Origin of the sequence: Pseudomonas sp. KNUC1026, from assembly GCF_021650705.1 — a bacterium.
In the GTDB taxonomy this organism is placed as follows: Bacteria; Pseudomonadota; Gammaproteobacteria; order Pseudomonadales; family Pseudomonadaceae; genus Aquipseudomonas.
On sequence record NZ_CP087138.1, the window covers coordinates 4,994,436 to 5,016,017 of the forward strand.

Below are 21,582 nucleotides of genomic sequence, written 5' to 3' on the forward strand. Positions count from 1 at the left end.
GAGGGCTTCCTGAAATTTACCGATGGTGATTAGTGCCAGCAGGCCGCCCGAACAGGCGCGCCTGAATCTGGAAACCATTGCGCAGGCCCACATAGAGGCCTTCCCCGGGCACGAGGCCCGCAGCGGTGGCCCATTGGGCCAGGTCTTCCTGTTCGAACCCCAGCCAGAGATCTCCGCAGGCCTCCCTGGCCCAATCCTGGTTGTGGCGGCATAAGTCGGTGATCAGCAGGCAGCCTCCGGGGTTCACCCGGTCGGCCAGCCTGCCAAGCGCGATAGCGGGGTCGCTGAAGTGGTGCAGCACCATGTTCAGCACCACGCAGTCGGCGTTCATTGCTTCTGAACCCAACGCATCGGCCAGGTGCAGCTTTACATTAGTCAACTGCTGGCTCTCGCACAGGGCACGCGCCAGCTCCAGCATGCTGGCGTCGTTGTCCACAGCGGTGACGGTGCTGAAGCGCTCGGCAAGGTCGGGTAGAAATTCTCCATCGCCGGGGCCGACTTCAAGCGCCGTGGCCGCTGCGCCGAAGCCGCGCTTGTCGAGCAGCGCCAGCAGGCTGTCGCGGTACTGCGCAAGGCCTGCGATCAGGTCTTGCTGGGCACGGAATTTTCTTCCATGCGCGAGTAGAAGTTCTGCCGTGCATTGGCGCGTTGGCTTTCGACCGAGGCGAGCCGGCCCAGTGTTGCGGCGGGCAGCCCGAGGCGGTCGACCTCTTCGAGCAGCGCCTGGTGCAACTGCCCGCCCAGCCGAGCCGGAGCAGGCAGGGCGCGGCGGTAGAAAATCGCATTGCCTTCGCGGCGGGTGGTCACCAGGCCAGCCTGGGCCAGCACCTTGAGGTGGTGGCTCATGCCGGACTGCTTGATGTCGAAGATACTTGCCAGCTCCAGCACACCGAACGAGGCATTGGCCAACGCACGCAGCACGCCCAGGCGCAATGGGTCGCCGCTGGCTTTGGCCAGCGCGGACAGCTCATCGAAGGGGGCAGGTGCGAGCACCATGGCGAGGTCATTCATGGGCGCTGAGTCTAGGAGCAGGTCGTGCAGCCTGCAAGGGCTATATCAAAACTTTTTGATATAGATTTGCCGAGTGAGGCGAGCGATGCCGGGGTGCGGCCAAAAAGCCCGTGATACGGCTGTGGCTGAAACGATACACTTGTGCTGTGCTGTCATCTTTGATTGCCCCCACGGGGCCGGTGATAGAAAATGCCGGCCTTTGCCGTTTCATCTAATACTGGAGACAAACGATGCCCAGCCGTCGTGAGCGTGCCAACGCCATTCGTGCACTGAGCATGGATGCGGTACAGAAAGCCAACAGCGGCCACCCCGGCGCTCCCATGGGTATGGCGGACATCGCCGAAGTCCTGTGGCGTGACTTTCTCAAGCACAACCCGGCCAACCCGTCGTTCGTTGACCGCGACCGTTTCGTCATGTCCAACGGTCACGGTTCGATGCTGGTCTATTCCCTGCTGCACCTGACCGGCTACGACCTGTCCATCGATGACTTGAAGAACTTCCGCCAGCTGCACAGCCGCACCCCGGGCCACCCCGAGTACGGCTACACCCCGGGCGTCGAAACCACCACCGGCCCGCTGGGCCAGGGCATCGCCAATGCCGTGGGCTTCGCCATCGCCGAGAAGGTGCTGGGCGCGCAGTTCAACCGCCCCGGCCACACCATCGTCGACCACCACACCTACGCCTTCCTGGGCGACGGCTGCATGATGGAAGGCATCTCTCACGAAGTGTGCTCGCTGGCCGGCACCCTGGGCCTGGGCAAGCTCATCGCCTTCTACGACGATAACGGCATCTCCATCGACGGCGAAGTCGAAGGCTGGTTCAACGACGACACCCCCAAACGCTTCGAAGCGTACGGCTGGCAGGTGATCCGCAACGTCGACGGCCATGACGCCGACGAGATCAGGACCGCCATCGAGACTGCCCGCAAGAGCGAGCAGCCGACGCTGATCTGCTGCAAGACCGTCATCGGCTTCGGCTCCCTGAACAAGCAGGGCAAGGAAGAGTGCCACGGTGCGCCGCTGGGTGCCGACGAAATCGCCGCCACTCGCAAGGCACTGGGCTGGAACCACGGCCCGTTCGAAATCCCTCAGGACATCTACGCCGAGTGGAACGCCCGCGAGAAGGGTGCCGAGGCCGAGGCCGAATGGGACCAACGCTTCGCCGCCTACTCCGCCGCTTTCCCTGAGCTTGCCAACGAGCTGATCCGCCGCGTCAGTGGCGAGCTGCCGGCCGACTTCTCCGAAAAAGCCGCCGCCTGGGTCGCCGAAGTCGCCGCCAAGGGCGAAACCATCGCCAGCCGCAAGGCCAGCCAGAACGCCCTGAATGCCTACGGCCCGCTGCTGCCCGAGCTGCTGGGCGGCTCGGCAGATCTTGCCGGCTCCAACCTCACGCTGTGGAAAGGCTGCAAGGGTGTGAGCGCTGAAGACGCCGCCGGCAACTACATGTATTACGGCGTGCGCGAGTTCGGCATGAGCGCGATCATGAACGGCATCGCCCTGCACGGCGGTTTCGTGCCGTACGGCGCAACCTTCCTGATCTTCATGGAATACGCCCGCAACGCTGTGCGCATGTCGGCCCTGATGAAAAAGCGCGTGCTGTACGTGTTCACCCACGACTCCATCGGCCTGGGCGAAGACGGCCCGACCCACCAGCCCATCGAGCAGCTGGCGAGCCTGCGCGGCACCCCGAACCTCGACACCTGGCGCCCGGCGGATGCCGTGGAGTCGGCCATCGCCTGGAAATACGCCATCGAGCGCAACGACGGCCCGTCGGCACTGGTGTTCTCCCGCCAGAATCTCCCGCACCAGCCACGCGATGCCGACCAACTGGCCAATGTCGCAAAAGGCGGTTACGTCCTCAACGACTGCGCTGGCGAGCCGGAGCTGATCCTGATTGCCACCGGTTCCGAGGTTGGGCTGGCGGTGCAGGCGTTCGAGAAACTCACCGCCGAAGGCCGCAAGGTGCGCGTAGTGTCGATGCCGAGCACTAGCGTGTTCGACCAGCAGGACGCTGCCTACAAGCAGGCCGTGCTGCCACTGGAAGTGAGCGCGCGCATCGCCATCGAGGCTGCCCATGCCGACTTCTGGTACAAGTACGTGGGCCTCGAAGGCCGCATCATCGGCATGACCACCTTCGGTGAGTCTGCGCCGGCCGCACTGTTGTTCGAAGAGTTCGGCTTCACCGTCGACAACATCGTCGCCACCGCAGGCGAGCTGCTGGAAGACTGATGCACGGCCAGCCGGCACACCGCGTGCCGGCTGGCTCCCTGCCTACCCTGAGCTTGCTCGATGCCCTCCACGCGCCCCTACAAAGTTGCACTCAATGGTTATGGCCGCATTGGCCGCTGCGTATTGCGCGCGCTTTACGAGCGTGGCGAGCGCGACGGCATCGAGGTGGTCGCGCTCAATGATCTGGCCGACCTGCCAAGCCTCGAATACCTCACCCGCTTCGACTCCACCCACGGCCGCTTTCCAGGCGAGGTGCGCATCGAAGGGGACCGTTTGAACGTGCACGGCGACAGCCTGCGCGTGCTGCGCAGTGCCGAGCCCGAAGGCATCGACTGGGCAGCCTTGAATCTCGACCTGGTGCTGGAATGTTCCGGCGCCTGGAACACCCGCGCCGATGGCGAGCGCTTTCTCGCTGCCGGCGCACCGCGTGTGCTGTTTTCCCAGCCGATGGCCAGCGAGGCGGATGTCGATGCCACCGTGGTGTTCGGCATCAACCAGCACCAGCTCACCGGCGCCGAGCGCCTGGTGTCGAACGCCTCCTGCACCACCAACTGCGCCGTGCCGCTGCTGCGCCTGCTGGACCGTGCGCTGGGCATCGAGTACGCCTCGATCACCACGATCCACTCGGCGATGAACGACCAGCCCGTGATCGACGCCTATCACCACGAAGACCTGCGCCGTACGCGTTCGGCCTTCCAGTCGGTGATTCCGGTGTCGACAGGGCTCGCGCGAGGGATCGAGCGCCTGCTTCCGGAACTTGCCGGCCGAATTCAGGCCAAAGCGGTACGTGTGCCGACGGTCAACGTTTCGTGCCTGGACATCACCCTGCAGGTGGGCCGCGATACCAGCGCCCACGAGGTGAACCGGTTGCTGCACGAAGCTGCCACGGCAGGCCCCCTCAAGGGCTTGCTGGCTTACACCCAGTTGCCGCACGCCAGTTGTGATTTCAACCATGACCCGCATTCGGCCATCGTCGATGCCAGCCAGACGCGCGTTTCCGGGCCGCGGCTCGTGAACCTGCTGGCCTGGTTCGACAACGAATGGGGCTTTGCCAATCGCATGCTCGATGTCGCGGCGCATCTGCTCGGCATCAACCCACCCAACAGCCAAACTGCCTAAGGACTGACACATGACTGTGTTGAAAATGACCGACCTGGACCTCGCCGGCAAGCGTGTCCTGATCCGTGAAGACCTCAATGTGCCAGTCAAGGATGGCAAGGTTACCAGCGATGCCCGCATCGTGGCCTCGCTGCCGACCATCAAGCTTGCGCTGGAGAAGGGTGCAGCGGTGATGGTCTGCTCGCACCTGGGCCGGCCTACCGAAGGTGAGTTCTCCGAAGAGAACAGCCTCAAGCCCGTCGCCGACTACCTGGCCAAGGCTTTGGGCCGCGATGTGCCGCTGGTCAAGGATTACCTCGGCGGTGCCGACGTAGCCCCTGGCAGTGTGGTGCTGTTCGAGAACGTACGTTTCAACAAGGGCGAGAAGAAGAACGCCGATGAGCTGGCCAAGCAATACGCCGCCTTGTGCGACGTATTCGTGATGGACGCCTTCGGCACCGCTCACCGCGCCGAAGGCTCCACCCACGGCGTGGCCAAATTCGCCAAGGTTGCTGCTGCTGGCCCGTTGCTGGCCGCTGAGCTCGATGCCTTGGGCAAGGCGTTGAAGGCCCCAGCCAAGCCGATGGCTGCCATCGTTGCTGGCTCGAAGGTGTCGACCAAGCTGGATGTGCTCAACAGCCTGAGCGGCGTGTGTGATCAGCTGATCGTTGGCGGCGGCATCGCCAACACCTTCCTCGCGGCTGCTGGCAAGCCGGTTGGCAAATCGCTGTACGAGGCCGACCTGGTTGGCACCGCCAAGGCCATCGCCGCCAAAGTGAGCGTGCCGTTGCCGGTGGACGTGGTCGTGGCCAAGGCTTTCGCCGAGGACGCCGAAGCCACCGTCAAAGGTGTCGATGACGTCGCCGACGACGACATGATCCTCGACATCGGCCCGAAGACTGCCGCTCAGTTCGCCGAGCTGCTCAAGGCGTCGAAAACCATTTTGTGGAACGGCCCGGTGGGCGTGTTCGAATTCGACCAGTTCGGCGAGGGCACCAAGGCGCTGGCGCTGGCTATCGCCGACAGCCCTGCGTTCTCCATCGCAGGCGGCGGTGACACCCTGGCGGCGATCGACAAATACGGCGTAAGCGACAAGATCTCCTACATCTCCACTGGCGGCGGTGCTTTCCTCGAGTTCGTCGAAGGCAAGGTGCTGCCGGCGGTCGAAATGCTGGAACAGCGCGCCAAGGGCTGAAAGCGATGATCAGGCATGTTGCCTCGATGGCGTTGGCTGTGATGCTTGCAGCCTGCTCCAATCCCCAGGCTCAAGCGCCCGGTACACCTGAGCAAGGTGTGCCGGCGCAGGGCGGTTGCCGCCAGGCTGGCTGGCAGGCGGAAACCGCACCGGTTATCAGCAAGCGCCAGGGCCAGGAGGCGCTGGAGCGCTATGACCCCGAAGCACAACCCGCCGGGAGTGGTTGCCCATAGCAATTTCGGCGGGCGGTTGTGGTCTGCATGGTTAGTGTCACTCACGTTTCGTGAAAGGAGCTCACCATGAAGATTGCAGCAGCGGCCCTGATCGCTTGCCTGGCTTTACAAGGTTGTTCGGTGTTTGGCGGCGATCGTGCCAAGACCTGTGAGGTGTTCAGCCCCGCATCGGTTGAAACCCCCAGCAATCAGGACAACCAGCGTGTACAAACCAATGCCACCGGTGATCCGACCGGAGGCGGCAACAAATTGCAAAATTGTGAGTCGCAGTAGCTTGTGCCTGGCCGGGGTGTTTGCCGGCCACGCTGGGTTGCTCGGCCTGGAGTGGTAATGAGAAGGGCAGCAGGCCTTGTGTGTTGCGCGGTGCTGGGCGGTTGCGCCTGGTTCCAGCCAACGCCGCAAAAGGCAGACGATAACTGGGCACACTGGATGTGCGACAGCCAGGCAGGCGTGCAGTGGCGTTACGTGCCGGCGCACAAGGATGTGGTCGAGGTGCGCCTGGACGGCAGCGAGCAGCTGTACACGCTGCAGGCAGAGCCGGGTGCTGCACAGGGCACCCTGTTCAGCGACGGCGTGCTGGCCTTCGACAATCAAGGTAATGAAGGGCTGGTCTACTGGGTTGCGACCAATGACCTGATAGGGCGTGGCTGCAAGGCCAGATAGCGGCACGTGTGATCGCGGGCTGCAAGAATTTGAAACGCATGAACGGCAGGTCGCTCAGCGACCCTGCACGGCATAAATACCCTGGAGCGGGAGAGAAATAAACCATGGCACTGATTAGCATGCGCCAGATGCTGGACCACGCCGCCGAATTCGGCTACGGCGTGCCAGCTTTCAACGTGAACAACCTTGAACAGATGCGCGCGATCATGGAAGCCGCCGACAAAACGGACTCGCCGGTGATCGTTCAGGCTTCGGCCGGTGCCCGCAAGTACGCCGGTGCCCCGTTCCTGCGCCACCTGATCCTGGCGGCGATCGAGGAGTTCCCGCACATCCCGGTGGTCATGCACCAGGACCACGGCACCACCCCGGACATCTGCCAGCGTTCCATCCAACTGGGCTTCAGCTCGGTAATGATGGACGGCTCGCTCAAGGCAGACGGCAAGACCCCGTCCGACTACGACTACAACGTGCGTGTCACCCAGCAGACGGTAGCCTTTGCCCACGCCTGCGGCGTATCGGTGGAAGGTGAGCTGGGTTGCCTGGGTTCGCTGGAAACCGGCCAGGCCGGCGAAGAAGACGGCGTAGGCGCAGAGGGCGTGCTGGACCACAGCCAACTGCTGACCGACCCGGAAGAAGCTGCCGACTTCGTCAAGAAGACTCAGGTGGATGCCCTGGCCATCGCCATTGGCACCAGCCATGGCGCCTACAAGTTCACCAAGCCGCCAACCGGCGACGTGCTGTCGATCCAGCGCATCAAGGAAATCCATGCGCGCATTCCGAACACTCACCTGGTGATGCACGGCTCTTCGTCGGTGCCGCAAGAGTGGCTGGCGATCATCAACGAGTTCGGTGGCGACATCAAGGAAACCTACGGTGTGCCGGTCGAGGAAATCGTCGAAGGCATCAAGTATGGCGTTCGCAAGGTCAATATCGATACCGACCTGCGCCTGGCCTCTACCGGTGCCATTCGCCAGTTCATGGCCAAGCACCCGAGTGAGTTCGACCCGCGCAAGTACCTGGCCAAGACCGTCGATGCCATGCGTGACGTGTGCATCGCTCGTTATGAAGCCTTTGGTACCGCTGGCAACGCTTCGAAGATCAAACCGATCTCCCTGGACGCCATGTTCGCCCGCTACGCCAGTGGCGAGCTGGATGCCAAGGTGAACTGATCGTTCGGTCAGCTTCCACGCTTCAAGGATTAAGCCCGGCTTGTGCCGGGCTTTTTCGTTTCTGACTGTACTGCTCAGCGAGCCGCAACGTTTTGAGCATCGGCCTTGGCTGCGTGTGTAGCGGCCAGTTTATAGAAGGTTACCTGGCCGCCTTCAGTGGCGTAGCCGGTGTTGTCCTGGGTGTAGACGCCAGCCTTGAAGTACAGGTCTTTTGTTTTCCAGGCAGCGCCCAAGGTGGTGCTCCACTGGTAGTCGGCGGCGTTCACGACCAGGCTGCCGGCAGGGGTCAGGTGGATGGTGTAGGTGAAGCGGCTGTTGAGCGGCACATTCTGAGCGATGGTGATCACCGTCGGCTCGTCCTGATCGGGCGTTGGGCGCAGCTTGGCCACGATGTTGCCCAGTTTGGTCTTGTCCTTGTACTGGTATTCCACTTTCAGCAGTGGCTCGTTGCTGCCGAACTGGTGGATCTGGCCAATCACTACCTTGCCGCTGGACGGTACTTTGTTCACAGCCAGGGCGGCGCGCAGGAAGTTATCGGCATCGGCGTACTTCCAGTTACGCAACGAACCATTGGCATAGGTTTCGCGCAGCTCGCTACGCGGGTACTTCGCGCTCTTGGTAACCGAGCCGGTAACCGGTGCCCAGAAGAACAGAGTATTGGAGTCAGCATGGAAGTACTGATCCTTGTAACCGGCAGACAGTGCAGGGGTGTCGATGGTGGTAGCTGGGCTGCCAACGGGGATGCTCAGGTTCCAGGTAGAGAGGTCGATCACGATGTTCACCTTCGTAAAACAAGCGTTAAGGGTCGTTAAACTCCGCGCTACCTGCGATTTAGAAGGGCTGCCATGCCCTGTGGTGCGGAAGATACTTCTTTTATCGGCCGCGTCCAGAATTTGGCGTCATCCGTTTGTCGGCTTCTCGTAAGCATTTGATTGCTGAAGTTTCAGCAACGCGACCGTTAGTCGGCAGCAAGGGGGGAGGTGAAAATTTTTTCTCGGCAAGGGGGCATCTGCCGGGCTAGGCTGTTTGAGTAGTTGTTCAGTTGTGGCAACGAGCCATTATTACGTTGAGTAGCAGCATGGAATGCGCGCAGTCGAAACCCGCCGATGATCGTTCGGTGTTGTTGGTCGTAGATGACTACCCAGAAAACCTGATCAGCATGCGCGCATTGCTTGAGCGCCAGGATTGGGACGTGGTAACTGCCGCTTCCGGGGTCGAAGCGTTGGGGATGCTGTTGCAGCACGAGGTCGATCTTGTGCTGCTGGACGTCCAGATGCCGGGCATGGACGGTTTCGAAGTTGCGCGGTTGATGCGCGGCAGCCAGCGCACTCGCCTCACCCCGATCATTTTCCTGACTGCCAACGAGCAATCCGAGGCTGCAGTGCTCAAGGGTTATGCCAACGGCGCAGTGGATTACCTGTTCAAGCCGTTCGACCCCGAGATTCTCAAACCCAAGGTGCACGCCCTGCTCGAACAGCAGCGCCATCGCAAGGAGCTGCAGCGCTTGAGCAAAGACCTGGAGTCGGCGCGCGCCTTCAACGCCTCCGTGCTGGAGCATGCGGCGGAGGGTATTCTGGTCATCGATGAGGTGGGCAACATCCGCTTCGCCAACCCGGCCATCTCACGGCTCTTGGGGGCGACCATCGATGAGCTGGAGAGCGCCCGCCTGCTGGACTTCATCGAAAAGCCCGCTGTGGCCAGCTGGCATGAATCCGATTTTTTTCGCGCCTATACGCTGCAGGACATCCACCGCCTGCATGACGCAGTCATGCGCACCTACAGCGGCCAGTCGCTGCCCGTTTCGCTCTCGTGTGCGCCGCTTGCCGGTGACAAGGCAATGGTGGTGACGGTGCAGGACATGTCGGTGGTGCGCAGCCTTCATCAGCAGCTGGAGTACCAGGCGGTGACCGATCCATTGACCGGTTTGCTCAACCGTCGCGGCTTCCACCAGACGGTCGAAGGTGCGTTGCTGCGCAACGAGCGGCCGGACAAGACGCAAGCCTTGCTGTACATGGACATGGACGGCTTCAAGCGCATCAACGACTTTCACGGCCATGACGCCGGTGATCGGGTGCTGCGCTGGGTGGCCATGCAGCTGAAGGAATGCCTGCGCCCCTACGACATTGTCGGGCGTATGGGCGGCGACGAATTCACCGCCTTGCTCGATACCCTCGACTACCCGGAGCAGGCAGCCAAGGTTGCTGAGAAAATCCTTGAACGCATTCGTATCTGCGAGGAAATCGACGGCATCGAGGTTTCTCTCGGGGTCAGCATCGGTATCGCGACCTACCCGGAGTGCGGCTCTACACTCGAGCACTTGCTACGCGCGGCTGACATCGCGATGTACGCTGCCAAACAGGCGGGCAAGCAGCAATATCGCTATTACGACCAGGACCTGAACGTGCGGGCGCGCTCACGCTTGATGTTGGAAGAAAGCGTGGCGGAGGCCATCGAGCAGCGGCATTTCAGCCTGTGCTTTCAGCCGCAGGTCGCGCTCGCAAGTGGCAAGGTGAGGGGGTTCGAGGTGTTGTTGCGCTGGAATCATCCCAGTGTGGGTGATGTGCCACCCGGCTTGTTCATTCCCTTGCTGGAGGAGGCGCGGCTGATCAGCCGCCTGGCTACCTGGATCTATCAGGAAAGCGCAGCTACGCGCCGTGCGCTGGGCGACAGCTTCGGCAGCCAGGCCGTCATCAGTGTCAGCCTGAGCAACGCCCAATTCAGCATGCCTAATCTGGTCGCCGAGCTGCAGCGGGCCATTGCCATGAACGGTCTGTTGCCCAGGCAGGTCGAGATCGAACTGACCGAGCCATCGCTGCTGCACAACCTCCACGAGGCGCGCCAGCAGTTGCTGATGCTGCGTGGCCTGGGGGTGCGAGTGGCGCTGGATGATTTCGGTGCCGAGCACTGCTCGCTTGCGCTGCTGCGTGACCTGCCCATCGACACCCTCAAGCTCGACCGCCAGTTGATCGCTCGGCTGCCCGATAGCCACCGCGACGCGGCGCTGGTGCGCAGCCTTATCGATCTGTGCAGGGATTTTTCGGTGGTTGTGGTCGCCGAAGGGGTAGAAACCCAGGCGCAGTATCAGTGGCTGCTGGACAATGGCTGCGAGTTTGGCCAGGGCTTTCTGGTAGCTGGGCCGGTGCCGGCCAGCGAAGTCGCCAGCTTCCCGTCGCGGCTTGACTGGCAACTCGCCGCCAGCGGTGAGCAAGGTTAGACTGGCGGCTCACTGTCGCATGTGGTCACCATGCTTACGCTTCGATACCTCCAAGGCTACCCCGCGGACCTGCTTGCCCAGGTGCGCAAACTGATCGAACAAGGCCGGCTTGAGAGCTACCTCTACGAGCGCTATAGCGGCCAGCATGGCGTGCAGAACGACAAAGCCCTCTACGGCTACGTCAGCGAGCTGCGCCAGCAGTATCTGCGTTCGGCGCCGTCGATCGACAAGGTGCTGTTCGATAACCGCCTCGACCTCACGCATCGCGCGCTGGGCCTGCACACAGCGGTGTCGCGCGTGCAGGGCGGCAAGCTCAAGGCCAAAAAGGAAATTCGCATCGCAGCGTTGTTTCGCCAGGCGCCGCCTGAATTTCTGCGCATGATCGTGGTGCACGAGCTGGCCCACCTGCGCGAGGCCGATCACAACAAAGCTTTCTATCAACTGTGCGAACACATGCAGCCGGGCTACCAGCAGGTCGAATTCGACCTGCGGCTTTACCTCACGGCTCGCGACCTTCGGCCCTGAGCCGCCTGACACGGAACTGCCCCATGGACGTCAGCAAGACCCGCACCAGCTTTTATCGCCGCCTTTACCTGGCCTGGCTGATCGATTCAGGCCAGGCAACCACCGTTCCGGCAATCACCGAATTGACCGGCATGCCACGGCGTACCGCGCAGGACACGCTCGCCGCGCTCGGCGAGCTGGACATCGACTGTGTGTTTCAGCAGGAGGCCGGTAGCCGCCACCAGATCGGCCACTACCGTATCCAGGATTGGGGTGCGGTCAATGCGGCATGGGTAGAGGCGAACCTCGAACGGATCTGCAAGGTGTTGGGTTACCCGGTGTCGCTGTCGGAACAGTAATCATTCATTCGCGACAGGCTGCCACCGGGGCATTATCCCTCGGGTTGTTTTGTGGCATCGTGTTTCGATATGTGATGTCCCAGGACGGGAGTGAAGCATGCGGCGATTGCTGATGGGCTGTTGTTTGCTCACGGGGCTGTGGTTATCACTGCCGGCCAGCGCAGCGACCTTGCGTTTGGTCGCCGACCCTTGGCCGCCCTTCACCGACGAGAGCATGCCGAACAAAGGCATTGCCACCGAAATCGTTACCCGTGCGTTGGCCCGCGCCGGCTATACCACCCAATACGAACAAGTGCCTTGGGCCAGAGCCCTGCTGGGGATAGAGGCCGGCCGCTATGACGTACTGGTCAATGCCTGGTTCAACGAGGCCAGGCTTCATGCCGGATTGTTCTCCGCCCCCTACCTGCACAATCGCATCTGTTTGCTGCAGAACAGCCGGATCAAGCAAACCTACGACGGCAGCCTTGCCAGCCTTCGGCCCTTTTCAATTGCGGTCGTAAGGGATTACGCCTATTCACCGCAGTTCGACGCTGATACGAGCTTGCACAAGGTACTGGTGCAGAATTTCTCCCAGGCCTTGCGGATGCTTGCAGCGGACCGGGTAGACATGGCGCTGGAAGATGAATATGTCGCGCGTTATTACCTGCAGCGTGAGCCGGAGGCAGTGCGTGAATCGGTGAAGTTCGTAGGGCCACCGTTGTCGGAAAACAGTCTTCACATTCTGGTCAGCCGCAAAACGCCGGATTACGAGCGTATCGTTGCGGACTTCGATAAGGCCATCGACTCAATGCGGGCGGATGGGACGCTGGAGCAGTTGATGGGTGCCCAGGCGCATTGAAGCAGGGCGTCGCGCGGCAAGCCGCCCTCCCACCGGCTGATGAAAGGAGAAAGTGGCTTGCCGTCGCGCCACAGCATTGCTTCCTCACGCCGGCCAAGGTGGGAGGGCGGCTTGCCGCGCGACGGCATTGCCCCTCAAGCCACCTTCGCCACCGTCCGTTCCCCTTTGCCACGCACCAGGTGCGCCGCCATGTTGCGCAGTGGCGCCAGTTGCCGGCAGATCAGCGCCAACTGCGTCTGCACCAGGCGCTGGCTCTCGCCCAGCTCCTCGGGCATCTGCTCCAGCTCCGCCGCCAACGTCTGCTCGGCCTCATCCTCCAATGGCACCGGCGTGCGCGCTGCCAACCCTTGCGCCAGGCTCTCCAGCGAACCCGCCAGGCGCTCGCCTACGCCCAGGATCAGTTCATGCTTCACCGGCTCCGGCAAATCGCTGCCGCGGTGCGCGCCTAGCCCTGAGAGGTAATTGAGCAGCGTGTGCGACAGCACCAGAAAGCGAAAGCCCATGTCCGCCTCCTTCCGAAAATGCCCTGGCTCCAGCAGCATATTGGCCAGGGTGGTCGACAGCGCCGCATCTGCGTTGTGGGCGTTACGCCGGGCCAGGCGATAGGCGAGGTCGTCGCGCTTGCCGTTGGCGTACTGGCCGAGGATCTGGCGCAGGTACAACGCGTTGCATGTCAGAGTATTGGCCAGCACCTTGTTAAGGCGCCGGCCCTGCCAGTCGGGCAGGAACAGGAACACCGCAAGCCCCGCGATCAGGCTGCCCACCAGCGTATCGAACAGCCGTGGCAGAAACAGCCCGTAACCGTCGCCGGTCTGGTTGAAGCAGAACAGCACCATCAGCGTGATGCCGGCCGTGGAAATGGTGTAGCTGCCGGTGCGGTAGATGAAGAACACCATGCCTGCACAGATGGCGAATAGCGACTGGATGACAGGGCTCGGAAACAGATCGAACAGCGCCCAGCCCACCGTCAGGCCAATGGCTGTGCCGAACACCCGCTGGCCGAGCTTGCGCCGGGTGGCACCGTAGCTGGGCTGGCAGACGAACAGCGTGGTCAGCATGATCCAGTAGCCTTGCGAAGGGTGGATCAAATGCACCGTGCCATAGCACAACGTCAGCGCCAGCGGCAGGCGCAGCGCGTGGCGGAACAGCAGCGACGTAGGCGTAAGGTTTTGGCGGATGCGCCCCCACATGTCGCGCAGGTTCTGCGGTGCGCGGTTGAGCAGGCTGCTGTCGGTGGCCTCGGCCAGGGCATCAGGGTTGCTGGCGTCGCTGAGCAGCCGGTCGAGCGTTGCCAGGTTGGTCGCCAGGGCGCCCAATGAGCGCAACAACCCTCGCCAGGCTGGGTTGCTTTGGCTGCGCAGGTGCTCGAGCGAGGCGTGCAGGTCGCCCAAGGCTTCGGCGAAGCTGTCGTCGTAAACGAAGGGTTGGCGCAGTTGCAGGCTTTCGGAGAGCCGCTGGCAGGCACTGCCTTGCTGGCGCAGCAGGCGCTGGCAACGGAACAGCACGTCACTGTGGAAAAACGCCTCGGCCAGCGCGTTGTAGGGGTAGTGCGAGGAGCTGGCGCGTTCATGTACATCTTGCGCCAGGAAATACAGCTTCAGGTAGCGGCTGGTCTTGGCCCCGGCGCGGCTGCCGCCGACGCGGTTGAGGATGATTTCCTTGGACGCGTTGAGCGCCGCCACCACGCGGCCATTCTGCTGGGCGAGCTCCAGGCGCCGGCCTTCGACGTCCAACCCGCGGATCGGCTCGAACAGCGAAGACTTGATCTTCAGGTAAAGCCCCAGCTCGCGGAACACCCGCGCCAGGCTTTGCTGCACCGGCTGGTTGGCGAACAGTGCCTGCCACAGCACCGATAACGAGCCGTACCAGGCTGCACCGGCCACCAGCAGCATTGGCTCGTGCCAGAAGTCCTGCACCTCGCCGCCGCGCTGGTCGACGCCGATCATGGTGTATACCGAAAGGATCAGCGTGGCATAGGCCACCGCGTTGTAGCGCTCGCCCAAGGCACCGAGCATGGTCAGGCAGAAGGCGGCCACCGCCAGCGCGGTGGCGAACAACCAGGGGTAGGGGAACAGCAGCTCCACGGCCAGCGCCGCCACGCTGAAGCACACCAGGGTCACGGCCAGCGCGGTCGCCCGGCCCTGCCAGTTATCGTCGGTTTCGGCCAGGGCGCTGGCGATGATGCCCAGGAACAGAGGAATCAGCAGGTGCATCTCGTTCTGCCACCAGCACAGCGCCATGCTGCCGGTGAGTGCGATGAACACCCGAATGCTGTAGCTGAACTTGTCCAGCGCCCACAGGCGGCGCAGGGTATTGCGGAAGGACTTCTTGGCCATCAGGTGTGCGAGCCTGGGTGAACGATGCGCCGATCATAGCCCGGCCAGATGTCAGGAAGAACAGCTGATTTCCAGATGCTTGCCCCAGTCTGGCGGGCGCTGGGCAAAGCGTTCCTGCCCGGATTGCTCATCGAACGGGCGAGTGAGCACGGTATGCAGTTGGCGCACGAGGCTGTAGTCCCCTTGCTCGGCGGCCTCGATGGCTTGCTGGGCCAGGTAGTTACGCAGCAGGTAAAGCGGGTTGACGTTGTGCATGCGCTGCTGCCGTTGCGCCTGCGGCTGGGCCGGCTCCTGGGCCAGCCGCTCCAGCAGTCGCTTGCCCCAGCGGTCGAACGCCTCACGGTCGACAAAGTCGTCACGTAGTTCGGCCAGCGCGTGCTCGGCAGGTGTATCGCCCAGCCGGCGGAAGAACAGGTTGTAGTCCACGCCGCTGTTCTGCATGCACTGCAGCAGTTGCTCGACCAGAACGTGATCGCCTTCCTCGGCAGTGGCCAGGCCCAGGCGCTGGCGCATCAGGTCCTGGTACTTGGCCTGGAAGATCGGCAGGTAGAGCTCCAGCGCACCCTTGAGCGCCTCGACCTCGATGAACGGTGTCAGCGCCTGAGCCAGCGCGCTCAGGTTCCAATGGGCGATCGGCACCTGATTGCTGAAGGAGTAGCGGCCCTGGTCATCGGAATGGTTGCAAACGAAACGGGCGTCGAAGTCGTCGAGGAACGCGTAGGGGCCGAAGTCGAAGGTCAACCCCAGGATCGACATGTTGTCGGTATTCATTACCCCGTGGTTGAAGCCATAGGCCTGCCACCACGCGATCAGCTCGGCGGTACGCTCCACCACCTCGGCAAACATCGCCAGGTGCGGGTTCTCGGCCTCCAGGCAGTGGGGAAAGTGCGCTTCGAGTACGTGCTGGGCCAGCTCGCCCAGCTGTTCGTGCTGGCGGGTGTAGTAGAAGTATTCGAAATGGCCGAAGCGCACGTGGCTGGGTGCCAGGCGCAGCAGCATGGCGGCGTGCTCGCGTTTCTCGCGCCATACGGTGGTGTCTGAGGCCGTCACGCACAGCGCGCGCGAGGTGGGGATGCCCAGGGCATGTAACGCCTCGCTGGCGAGAAACTCGCGGATCGATGAGCGCAGCACCGCGCGGCCATCGCCCATGCGTGAGTAGGGCGTCTGCCCGGCACCCTTGAGGTGCAGGTCCCAATGCTCGCCACGGGCATTGACCACCTCGCCCAGCAACAGGCCGCGGCCGTCGCCCAGGCGCGGGGTGTAGCCGCCGAACTGATGCCCGGAATACACCATCGCCCGGGGCTCGGCGCTGTCCCACAGCTTGTGGCCGCTGAACACCTCGGCCAGCAGCGGGTTATTCGCCTCTTCAACTGGCAGGTCAAGCAGCGCCATTGCCGCTTCGCTCGCCACCACCAGCCGGGGCGCCTCGATCGGGTCGGGCAGCACCTCGGTGGAAAAGGCGTCGCCCAGGTGGGCGAAGCGGTTGTCGAAGCTCAGTTCGTCGAGGCGTTTCATGGCAAGGCCCAATGCGAGTTGAGGTTCAGGATGGCTCCGGTTTGCTGCTGCTGTCTACCACCGGGAAGGTGTACTCGCCGCCATCGGAGTTCTTAAGGTAGACCTCGACCTGGCGGAACGAGATGCGCACGCCGTTGGCCTTGAACTCGCGGTTGATGGCCCGGTTGATCTCATCGAGTGCCGGGTTGCGGTCGCCCAGGTCGCGCACGTGCATGCGCAATTCGTGGTCCAGGGTGCTTTCGCCGAAATTCAGGAAGTAGACGATCGGCTCCGGGTCCTTGAGCACCCTCGGGTTTTCGTCGGCGGCCTGCAGCAGCAGCCTGCGCACCAGGTCCAGGTCCGAGCCATAGTCCACACCCAGGCGCAGCGTTACCCGAGTGACGGTGTCGGTGAGCGACCAGTTGATCAGTTGCCCGGTGATGAACGTCTTGTTGGGGACGATGATGTCTTTTCGGTCGAAGTCGGTGATGGTGGTGGCGCGGATGCGGATCCGGCTCACCGTGCCCGACAGGTTGCCGATGGTGATGGTGTCGCCGATGCGCACCGGGCGTTCGAACAGGATCATGATGCCGGAAATGAAGTTGGCGAAGATCTCCTGCATGCCGAAGCCCAAACCCACCGAAAGTGCTGCCACCAGCCATTGCAGCTTGTCCCAGCTCACGCCGAGGGTGGAGAGCGTGCTGACGAAGCCGAAGCCGGCGATCGCGTAGGAAAGCAACGTGGTAGTGGCGTAGGCGCTGCCCTGCTTGAGGTTCAGCCGCGACAGCACGAACACTTCCAGAAGCCCCGGCAGGTTGCCGGCCAGCACGAAGGTGATGGCCACCACCACCAGCGCGCCGATCATGTCGCCCAGGCTGATCGGCACCATGCTCATGTTGGTGCCGCTGCCGCTGGTGTATTGGTAGAGCACGATGTTGTCCAGGTACGAGAACACCGTGATCAGGTCGGCCCACACCCAGTACAGCACGCCGATGAACGTACCCAGCAGCACCAGGCGAATCAGGCGCAGCGACTGCTGGTTGACCTGCTCGATGTCCAGCGTCGGCTCCTCGATCACCAGGCTGTCGTCGCCGCTTTCCTTGGCCGCCTGGCGCTTGCTCAGCGCCCGCTGGTAGGCCAGGCGCCGGGCCGCTACGCTGAGGCCGCGCACGAACATCGCCTCGATCACCAGCCACGCCATGGCCAGGTAAAGCGTGGCGATCAGCCGATCGGTGAGCTTGAGCGCGGTGTAGTAGTAGCCAAAGCAAACGCCCAGGAACAGCGCCACCGGCAGCAGCGTGAAGGCGATACCGATCAACCGGCGAAACACCGAGGCATTGCCATGGGTGGGGCTGGCGAGCAACAGGCGCGCCAGCAGCCAGGTCATCAGGCCATAGCAGGCCAGCACCACGCCGATGCCCAGCACGTCGTCGGCCAGTGCCGCAGGTTGCAGCTCGGCCACCGCCACCACCGAAACCAGCGCAAGCACCACAAAACCCAGGCGCCGCACCCAGCCGCGCAAAAACGCCACCTGCGCGCGCTCCCAGCGAAAATGCAGCTCAGCCACACCACTGGGCGCAAGAATCCGGTAGGCGGTGTAGAACACGATCCAGGCCTGGGCGATCTGCAGCAGAGCGGAGCCCAGGCTTGCGTTCTGGCCGCGTGCGTCGATCTGCAGGGCGAGGCCGCACAGCCCGAGCACCAGCGCCACCGGCAATGCCAGGAGCACGTTCACCAGTACAGCCAGCGGCGTGTGCCACTGGCTGTCGCGCTTGAAGTGGCCAACGTCCTTGTGCACCTGGCTGAGCTTGCCGTAGAGGTAGCGGCGCCGCCACAGCAGGCCGCCGATCATCAGCACCAGCGGCAGGAACAACAGCGGGCGCTGGGTCAGGCCGTCGCCCAGCTGCTGCACGCTCGACCACCACGGCAGCGTGCTGATCTGTTTGATCAGCCGTTTGGGCGCACCGGCCAGCCATTCGAGGTCAAGCGGCTTGTTGCTGGGGATCCAGAACATCTGTTCATCGAGGGTGCTGCGCAGGTTTTGCGCGGTGTCGAGCAGTTGTTTCTGGTTCAGTTGCAGATTGATCGAAGCGTTGAGCAGCGCCGCCAGCTCCCGGTTCAGCCGCTCCAGCAGGTCGGCACGGGTGAAGGCCAGGTCGAGCAGGCTCTTCTTGAGCTGTGGGGTGATGTCTTCCTCGGGGTGTGCGGCGACCAGCCCGTCGACATAACCTTGCGGGTTGCTCAGCGCCTCGCGCTGCTGGCTCACTTCGAACTGGTACAGGCGGATGTCGGCGATCTGGTCGGCCAGGTTGCGGTCCAGTTTCAGGTGCGGCAGCGCCTGCTTTTGCGTGTAGAGGATCTTCGACAGCAGCAGGCTGCCGCGCAGCACGTTGATCTGCTCGTCCAGCGCCTGGTCGGTCTGGCTCAGCGAATCGAGCTGCTGGCGGGTCTTGAGGTCTTGCTGGGTCAGCTCGTTGAGGCGGTCGGTGCTGCGCAGCAGGTAATCGGAGAGGCGCACGTTGGTGGCGCTTTCAGTGGCCAGCAGGCTACTGTTGCCGGCTTTCTGGGCTTCGGCCGATTGCTCGTTGACCGTTTGCTGCGATTGCGCCAGGCGCTTCTGGTTGATCAGCGACTGCAGGTCCTGGATTTCCTGGGCCTGGCGGCCGATCTTCTCCAGCAGCAGGTCGTGCTGGCTGTTGCCCAGGTCTTGCAGGGCGCTGTTACCGGCCAGCTCCTCGCGGCGCAGAGCAATGCGCGCGTTGATCGAGGCGAGCTCGGCCAGGTACTGGTTGCGCAGGTCGCTGGAGAGCGTCTTGCTGCCGTCCTTGCCCGTCTTGAGTGTGCTGTTGATCTGCTGAATGCGCGTTTGTGCGTTGCTGATTTCGGTCTGGGCCCGCTCCGGGCGGGTCTGGGAATTGATGATCAGCGTATTGGCATCGGCCAGCTGCCGTTGCAGCTCGCCTTGCTGGGTGCCGCGGTCGGCCAGCAATTGCTCAAGCTGTGGCACGCTTTGGTTGGCGTAGCGTTGGGTGACGGACACCACCTTGGTCGCCTTGAGCCGCTCCAGCTCGCGCTGGTTGTCGTTGTTCTGGCGTGGCGCGTCAGCGATCTGCCGCTTGGTTTGCGCCAGTTGCTTGGTGTCGGTGTCGGCGCTGCCCAGGAACGTGAGCGTTTGCTCCAGTACCTGCTCAAGCGCTTTTTGATCGGGGTCGGAGAGCTTGCGGTCGGCGATGTGGTCCAGGCTTTGCTGGACGCTTTCGGCACTGGGCGGGTCGGCCGCCAGTGCGATGGGCGAAAGCAGGCACAGCCCCAGCAGGGCTGCGCCGAAAAAGGCGCGGAAATCGAGCATGGTGGCGGCAGGCCTTGGAAAAATAGGACGATTCTAAAGGAACAGCCCGGGCCCTGGGCGGGTTCCTTCCGGGAATCTGACGCCGACTTTGGCGATCTTGTTCCCGTCCATGACCGCGACCGTCCAGATCGTGCTGTTCCACTCGATCTGGTCGCCCACCACTGGCGCACCGCCCACCTTCTGCGCAATGAAGCGCGCCAGCGGGGTGCTGGCATCCACGCCTTCAAGCTTGAGGCCGTACAGCGCCGAAACGGCGCCCAGCTCCGCATCGCCTTCGAGCACGAAGTCGCCGAAAAAGCGCAGGTCCAGGCCACGTTGCGGCGCCTGGCTGAACAGCTTGCCGAGGGCCGGCAGGTTACGCTCGTGGCCGATCACGCAAAGCATGTCGCCCACTTCCAGCACCGTGCTGCCGGAGGGGTGCAACAGTTGCTCGTGGCGGAACAGCGCAGCGATGCGCGTGCCCTCCGGCATCTTCAGCTCGCGCAAGGCCGCCCCGATGCACCACTTTTCCGCACCCAGGCGATAAACGAACAGCTCCCACTCGCTGGTGTGGTGCACTTCCAGCGCTGAGCGCGAGATTGGGGCAAGGTCTGGTGGAACGGTCACCTTCAGCAACTTGGCCATCCACGGCAGGCTGGTGCCTTGCAGCAGCAACGAGACCAGCACGATGAAGAATGCCAGGTTGAAGTACAGCTGTGCATTGGGCAGGCCAGCCATCAGCGGGAACACCGCCAGGATGATCGGCACCGCACCCCGCAGGCCCACCCAGGAAATGAAGGCCTTTTCACGGCCGTGGAAGGCGCGGAACGGCGCCAGCCCGATGAACACCGAGAGTGGCCGCGCAAACAGGATCATCCACAGGGCCAGGCCCAGCGCCGGCAGGGCGATCGGCAGCAGGTCATGCGGTGTCACCAGCAGGCCGAGCACCAGGAACATGCCGATCTGCGCCAGCCAGGCCATGCCGTCGAGCATGTGCAGGATGCTGTGGCGGCTGCGGATCGGCCGGTTGCCCAGTACCAGGCCTGCCAGGTACACCGCCAGGAACCCACTGCCATGCAGGGCGTTGGTAAGGGCGAACACCACCAGGCCGCCGGCGATCACCAGGATCGGGTACAGCGCGTGGGCCAGGTTGATGCGGTTGACCAGTTGCAGCAGCACCCAGCCACCGCCCAGGCCCAACACTGCGCCGATGCCGAATTCCCGCAACAGGTGCCCCAGCAGGCTCCAGTGCAGGCCGGTCTGGTGGGTGGCGAGCATGTCGATCAACGTCACGGTGAGGAACACCGCCATCGGGTCGTTGCTGCCTGACTCGATTTCCAGGGTAGCGGTCACCCGCTCGTTCAGGCCCTTGCCGCCCAGCAGCGAGAACACCGCTGCGGCATCCGTGGAACCGACGATGGCGCCGATCAGCAGGCCCTGGATCATGTTCAGGTCGAACAACCACGCCGCCAGCACGCCCGTGAGCCCCGTGGTAATCATCACCCCGACGGTCGCCAGCGACAGTGCCGGCCAAAGGGCGACGCGAAAGCTCGAAACCCGGGTGCGCAGCCCGCCATCGAGGAGAATGACCGCCAATGCAAGGTTGCCCACCAGGTAGGCCTGCGGGAAGTTGTCGAAGACGATACCGCCGCCATCCACCCCGGCGGCCATGCCCACGCCCAGGATGATCACCAGGATCGGGATGCCCAGGCGCGAGGAGAGGGAACTGACCAGAATGCTTGCCCCCACCAGCAACGCACCGATCAAGAACAAGCTGTTGATGGCGTTGGCGGTCAAAGGCGGTACTCCCTGAAAAGACTTGAAAAGCATGTATCGTGCCAACCGATTCTAACCTTAGTGTTGCAGCGTCTGTCAAAGGCCGCTGCACCATGATTGCGCTCGGTGGCCACTG

General features: G+C 63.1%; 15 protein-coding genes and 2 pseudogenes. 11 read left to right on the forward strand and 6 right to left on the reverse strand.

Features of this window, described 5'->3' with window-relative positions; all coding sequences use genetic code 11:
- Positions 1-16: 16 nt before the first annotated feature.
- Positions 17-1,011 (reverse strand): annotated as a pseudogene (locus tag LN139_RS23555) (ArsR/SmtB family transcription factor).
- A 230-nt stretch (positions 1,012-1,241) separates the two neighbouring features.
- Here LN139_RS23555 and tkt point away from each other — a divergent pair.
- From tkt to fba, 7 genes and pseudogenes are all read left to right on the forward strand, one after another.
- The gene (gene tkt / locus LN139_RS23560) at positions 1,242-3,239 is read left to right on the forward strand and encodes a transketolase (protein ID WP_236357440.1); all 1,998 of its coding nucleotides are present in this window, start codon (positions 1,242-1,244) and stop codon (positions 3,237-3,239) included.
- Between the two features lie 60 nt (positions 3,240-3,299).
- Positions 3,300-4,365 (forward strand): annotated as a pseudogene (gene epd, locus LN139_RS23565) (erythrose-4-phosphate dehydrogenase).
- A gap of 3 nt (positions 4,366-4,368) precedes the next feature.
- Complete coding sequence (locus LN139_RS23570) at positions 4,369-5,532, forward strand: phosphoglycerate kinase (protein WP_236357444.1); 1,164 nt, start codon at positions 4,369-4,371, stop codon at positions 5,530-5,532.
- Between the two features lie 5 nt (positions 5,533-5,537).
- Positions 5,538-5,765 carry a hypothetical protein gene (locus LN139_RS23575; RefSeq protein WP_236357446.1) on the forward strand — a complete coding sequence of 76 codons (228 nt, stop codon included), beginning with the start codon at positions 5,538-5,540 and terminating at the stop codon, positions 5,763-5,765.
- Positions 5,766-5,831: 66 nt separating this feature from the next.
- Complete coding sequence (locus tag LN139_RS23580) at positions 5,832-6,038, forward strand: hypothetical protein (protein WP_236357448.1); 207 nt, start codon at positions 5,832-5,834, stop codon at positions 6,036-6,038.
- Between the two features lie 57 nt (positions 6,039-6,095).
- Positions 6,096-6,428 carry an MliC family protein gene (locus LN139_RS23585; RefSeq protein WP_236357450.1) on the forward strand — a complete coding sequence of 111 codons (333 nt, stop codon included), beginning with the start codon at positions 6,096-6,098 and terminating at the stop codon, positions 6,426-6,428.
- 104 nt (positions 6,429-6,532) lie between these two features.
- Positions 6,533-7,597: a class II fructose-bisphosphate aldolase gene (fba, locus tag LN139_RS23590; RefSeq protein ID WP_236357452.1), complete on the forward strand. Its 1,065-nt coding sequence runs from the start codon at positions 6,533-6,535 to the stop codon at positions 7,595-7,597.
- A 74-nt stretch (positions 7,598-7,671) separates the two neighbouring features.
- Here fba and LN139_RS23595 read toward each other — a convergent pair whose 3' ends face one another.
- Positions 7,672-8,370, reverse strand: coding sequence for a polysaccharide lyase family 7 protein (locus tag LN139_RS23595; protein WP_236357454.1), 699 nt, complete (start codon positions 8,368-8,370; stop codon positions 7,672-7,674).
- Positions 8,371-8,675: 305 nt separating this feature from the next.
- On the opposite strand from LN139_RS23595, the gene LN139_RS23600 reads away from it, so the two are divergent.
- From LN139_RS23600 to LN139_RS23615, 4 genes are all read left to right on the forward strand, one after another.
- Entirely contained in the window at positions 8,676-10,811 is a 2,136-nt protein-coding gene (locus LN139_RS23600) for a putative bifunctional diguanylate cyclase/phosphodiesterase (RefSeq protein WP_236357456.1), read from the forward strand.
- A gap of 30 nt (positions 10,812-10,841) precedes the next feature.
- Positions 10,842-11,336 (forward strand): M48 metallopeptidase family protein, encoded by a 495-nt coding sequence (locus LN139_RS23605; protein ID WP_236357458.1) that lies wholly within the window; start codon positions 10,842-10,844, stop codon positions 11,334-11,336.
- Between the two features lie 23 nt (positions 11,337-11,359).
- Positions 11,360-11,674: a winged helix-turn-helix domain-containing protein gene (locus tag LN139_RS23610; protein ID WP_236357460.1), complete on the forward strand. Its 315-nt coding sequence runs from the start codon at positions 11,360-11,362 to the stop codon at positions 11,672-11,674.
- Between the two features lie 97 nt (positions 11,675-11,771).
- Positions 11,772-12,512, forward strand: coding sequence for a substrate-binding periplasmic protein (locus tag LN139_RS23615; RefSeq protein ID WP_236357463.1), 741 nt, complete (start codon positions 11,772-11,774; stop codon positions 12,510-12,512).
- Positions 12,513-12,646: 134 nt separating this feature from the next.
- Here LN139_RS23615 and yccS read toward each other — a convergent pair whose 3' ends face one another.
- The 4 genes from yccS to LN139_RS23635 are packed head-to-tail and all read right to left on the reverse strand — an operon-like array spanning position 12,647 to position 21,467.
- Positions 12,647-14,848 carry a YccS family putative transporter gene (yccS, locus tag LN139_RS23620; protein ID WP_236357466.1) on the reverse strand — a complete coding sequence of 734 codons (2,202 nt, stop codon included), beginning with the start codon at positions 14,846-14,848 and terminating at the stop codon, positions 12,647-12,649.
- Positions 14,849-14,899: 51 nt separating this feature from the next.
- On the reverse strand, positions 14,900-16,363 hold the full coding sequence (gene selO / locus LN139_RS23625; RefSeq protein WP_236357467.1) for a protein adenylyltransferase SelO: 1,464 nt from the start codon (positions 16,361-16,363) through the stop codon (positions 14,900-14,902).
- A 25-nt stretch (positions 16,364-16,388) separates the two neighbouring features.
- A complete protein-coding gene (mscK, locus tag LN139_RS23630; RefSeq protein ID WP_236357468.1) occupies positions 16,389-19,691 on the reverse strand; it encodes a mechanosensitive channel MscK in 3,303 nt (1,100 codons plus the stop codon).
- A 33-nt stretch (positions 19,692-19,724) separates the two neighbouring features.
- Positions 19,725-21,467 carry a potassium/proton antiporter gene (locus tag LN139_RS23635; RefSeq protein WP_236357470.1) on the reverse strand — a complete coding sequence of 581 codons (1,743 nt, stop codon included), beginning with the start codon at positions 21,465-21,467 and terminating at the stop codon, positions 19,725-19,727.
- Positions 21,468-21,582: the final 115 nt, after the last annotated feature.